Origin of the sequence: Mesorhizobium sp. M7A.F.Ca.CA.001.10.2.1, from assembly GCF_003998575.1 — a bacterium.
In the GTDB taxonomy this organism is placed as follows: domain Bacteria; phylum Pseudomonadota; class Alphaproteobacteria; order Rhizobiales; family Rhizobiaceae; genus Mesorhizobium.
Genome location: NZ_RZQY01000568.1, coordinates 1 through 4,065, shown reverse-complemented (window position 1 = coordinate 4,065; position 4,065 = coordinate 1). Strand labels below are relative to the sequence as shown.

Annotated in this window: 3 protein-coding genes; 1 reads left to right on the top strand and 2 read right to left on the bottom strand. The window is 63.8% G+C overall.

The annotated features are described in order from the left end of the window. Positions 1-109 precede the first annotated feature (109 nt). A complete protein-coding gene (locus tag EN964_RS27415; protein ID WP_127267295.1) occupies positions 110-349 on the top strand; it encodes a Trm112 family protein in 240 nt (79 codons plus the stop codon). Between the two features lie 106 nt (positions 350-455). Here the strand turns inward: EN964_RS27415 and EN964_RS27410 are convergent, their stop codons facing one another. Continuing rightward, entirely contained in the window at positions 456-3,803 is a 3,348-nt protein-coding gene (locus EN964_RS27410) for an error-prone DNA polymerase (RefSeq protein ID WP_127267294.1), read from the bottom strand. Then, the coding region (locus EN964_RS27405; protein ID WP_373565077.1) for a DUF6504 family protein at positions 3,800-4,065 on the bottom strand (266 nt) is incomplete at its 5' end. The genes EN964_RS27410 and EN964_RS27405, both read right to left, overlap by 4 nt.

Sequence of the window (4,065 nt, the reverse complement as noted above, 5' to 3'; positions counted from 1 at the left end):
CGTACGAAAAGTACGCTCCGCTCCGGTTCTCGGTATCAGCCATTTTCGACTGGGCCTGACCTGAATCTCGGCACATCTTAGGCCCGCAACTGGCTGGGAGGAGAATCTTATGGCGGCGGATGGACGTGACGGGAGGAAGGTCGACCCCAAGCTGCTGGAACTCTTGGCCTGCCCGCTGACCAAGGGGCCGCTGGCCTGGGATCCAGAGCGCGGCGAACTGATTTCCAGGGTCGCCAAGATTGCCTATCCGGTGCGTGACGGCATCCCGATCATGCTGCCCTCCGAGGCGCGGACGCTTTCGGTGGAGGATGTGCTGGCCCCGCTGCCGCGCTTGGGTGGGTCGGGCTGAGGGGCACGCTGCTTATACCCGCCAATTTGCCGAAGGCTGGCGGGACAGCGGGGAGCGCGAAGGATCGCCGACGTCCGCTTTCGTTCCGCCCTTGGCATGGCCTTGCCTACTGAAAATTGCGGCCCTTGGGCATGACCCTTTCCGCTTCTTCCGACAGCGTTGCGAGATCCTGCCGGATCGGCGCGCTTTGTTTGGCGGGGCTGGAGCGATCCGAACCGTCCTTGGCGAGGTCTCTCGGAGGAACCGCTGGTGCGGCCCCGCTGACCTTCTCCAGAAGCACGGTCAGCCAGGGCGTCAGATCCTCGATCCTCTCGGCGACGATGTGGACCACGCCCGATTCCGACTGCAATTTTCCGGTGACCTTGACGAACCGGGCGCCCATGACGATCGGCCGGTAACGGTCGAAGGTCCTTTGCCAGAAGATGACGTTGGCAACCGCCTTGTCGTCCTCCAGCGTCAGGAAGATCGCATTGCCCTTGCCGGGGCGCTGCCGCACCAGCACGAGGCCGGCGACGGAGACGCGCCTGCCGTCGCGCACGGAAGGCAGGTTCGCATTGGGGATGACGCCGGCGCGGTCGAGCCGCTCGCGCAGGAAGGCGACCGGATGCGCCTTCAGCGACAGGCCGAGCGCGCGGTAATCATGGATGACATGCTCGCCGAGCGGCATTTTCGGCAGCTTCGTCTCAGGCTCCAGCTCGCGCAGGCGAAGCGCCGGCTGGTCGAACAGCGGCAGCCTTTCGGCGGCGCTCTTGCCGTCGAGCGCGCGCACCGCCCACAAGGCTTGGCGACGATCAAGGCCGAGCGAACGGAAGGCATCGGCCTGCGCCAGCCGCTCGATGTCGCCGACATCGAGGCCGGAGCGCAGCCAGACATCCCTGACGGATACGTAGCCTGAGCCGCGCTGTTCGACGAAGGCCGCCATGCGCTCCTTCGACAGGCCCTTGATCTGGCGGAAGCCGAGCCGCACGGCATGCTTCGTCTCGATGACGCCGCGCATCTCGGCATGGCGTGGGAGGATGCGGGCCGGATCGAACGGCGCCTTTTCCAGCGTGCAATCCCACACCGAAAAATTGACGTCGACATCGCGAATGTCGACGCCATGGTCGCTTGCGTCGCGCACCAGCTGGGCCGGCTGGTAAAACCCCATCGGCTGCGAATTCAGGATCGCGGCGCAGAACACGTCGGGATAGAAGGTCTTGAACCAGCAGGAGGCGTAGACGAGCAGGGCGAAGGAAGCGGCATGGCTTTCGGGAAAGCCATATTCGCCAAAGCCCTCGATCTGCTTGAAACAGCGCTCGGCGAAGTCCTTCGTGTAGCCCTTGCCGACCATGCCATTGATCATACGGTCGCGGTAATTGCCGATGGTGCCGGTGCGCTTGAAGGTGGCCATGGCGCGGCGCAGTTCATCGGCCTCGCCCGGTTTGAAACCGCCGGCGACGATGGCGATATTCATCGCCTGCTCCTGGAACAGCGGCACACCTAGTGTCTTGCTGAGGATCGCCTCCAGCTCCGGTTTTTGATACTCGGGTTTTTCCTTGCCCTGCCGGCGGCGCAGATAGGGGTGGACCATGTCGCCCTGGATCGGGCCCGGCCGCACGATCGCCACCTCGATGACAAGGTCATAAAAGGTTTTCGGCTCAAGGCGCGGCAGCATCGACATCTGCGCCCGCGATTCAATCTGAAAGACGCCCAATGTGTCGGCACGGCAGATCATATCGTAGACCCGGGCGTCTTCTGCCGGCAGGGTGGCCAGCACATAAGGTCGGCCGTATTTGTCTCGCGCCTTTGGATAGTGGTCAGTAAGCAAGGTGAAGGCGCGCTGGAGGCAGGTCAGCATGCCGAGCGCCAGCACGTCGACTTTCAGGATCTTCACCGCGTCGAGATCGTCCTTGTCCCATTCGACCATCTTGCGCTCGTCCATCGCCGTCTTGACGATGGGCACGATCTCGTCGAGCCGGTCCCTGGTTATGACGAAGCCGCCGACATGCTGCGACAGATGGCGGGGGAAGCCCATGATCTCATTGGCACGCTCCATCACGTGCCTCGACACCGGATCGGTGCGGTCGAGGCCGCCGGCGCGGGCTTCCTTCTCGCCAAGCTCCGATGTCGACCAACCCCAGATCGAGCCGGAAAGCGATGCCCTGACATCCTCGGACAGGCCCATCGCCTTCGACACTTCGCGCAGCGCCGAACGGCCGCGATAGCTGATGACGGCGGCCGCAAGTGCCGTGCGCTTGCCGCTGTATTTCTCGTAGATGTACTGGATTACGGTTTCGCGCTTTTCGTGCTCGAAATCGACGTCGATATCCGGCGGCTCGTTTCTCTCCTCGGAAATGAAGCGCTCGAAGAGCGAATCGATTTTTTCCGGTCCTACTTCGGTGATGCCGATGCAGAAGCAGACGACCGAATTGGCGGCCGATCCACGTCCCTGGCAGAGAATATCCTTGTTGCGCGCGAACTTGACGATGTCGTAGACAGTCAGGAAATAGCGGGCATAGTTGAGGCGTTCGATCAAAGCGAGCTCTTCCTCGATGCGCCTGGTCACCGAATCCGGCACACCCGCCGGATAGCGGTTGGCCGCTCCCTCCCGCGCCAGCCGCTCCAGTTCAGCCTGTGGGCCAAGACCCGATTCCGTCGGCTCGTCCGGATAATTGTACTGAAGGTCGCTCAACGAAAAGGTCAGTTCTTCCGCAAACCGCAGCGTCTCGGCCAGCGCTTGCGGATGCCTGCGGAACAGGCGCGCCATCTCCATTGGCGGCTTCAGATGACGCTCGGCATTGGCGCTGAGTTGCAGCCCGACCTCGGCGACGGGCGTGTTGAGGCGGATCGCGGTCAGCACGTCCTGCAGCGGGCGCCGTTCGGCCGTGTGGTAGAGAACGTCGTTGGTCGCCATCAGCGGAATACCGACGCTCTCGGCAAGCGCCGCGGCCTGCTCGATGCGGAAACGGTCATTGCCGGCGTAGTCGGGCGAAACGCCAAGCCGCAGGTACCTGCCGAAGCGGCCTTTGAGGTCTCCAAGCAGGGGAAGACTATCTTCCGCGCCCGCCGACAGACCGGGCAGGACCGCCAGCGACATCAGGTCACCCCATTCGAGGAGGTCGCCGCGCTGGAGAAGGGTGGCGCCTTTTTCGTTCTCGTCGCGCAGATTGGCTTGGGTAAGCATGCGGCACAGATGTCCCCAGCCCTTGCGGTCCTGGGGATAGGCGAGGATGTCCGGCGTGCCGTCGCCGAAAACCAGCCGGCAGCCGGGGTGATAGGAGAGCTTTTCGACCTTGGCCTGCTGCCAGGCGCGCACCACGCCGGCCACCGTGTTGCGGTCGGCAAGCCCGATCGCGGAGAAGCCCAGGAGCTTGGCCGCGACCACCAGCTCCTCCGGCTTGGAGGCGCCGCGCAGGAAGGAGAAATTCGACTGGATGCCGAATTCGGCATAGGGGATGACGGTCAGCGCGTTCATGCGAAGACACCATGCATGAACCAGCGCGGCGGTACCTGCGTGTTGCCGTAAAGACCTTGCCGGTAGAGCCAATAGCGGCGGCCATCGGCATCCTCGATGCGGAAATAGTCGCGCGTCGATGCCGCCTCGTCGCTTGGCGCTTCCCGCCACCATTCGGCGGCGATGCGTTCCGGCCCTTCGGCGCGCGTGACCCGGTAGAGCGCGCGCCGCCAGCGGAAGTGCCGCGGTGGTCCTTCCGGCATTTCAGTGGCCGGCACATCGA

Coding starts and splice junctions, on each gene's coding strand:
- EN964_RS27410 (WP_127267294.1), bottom strand. CDS start 3,803: ATGAACGCGCTGACCGTCATCCCCTATGCCGAATTCGGCATCCAGTCG.
- EN964_RS27415 (WP_127267295.1), top strand. CDS start 110: ATGGCGGCGGATGGACGTGACGGGAGGAAGGTCGACCCCAAGCTGCTG.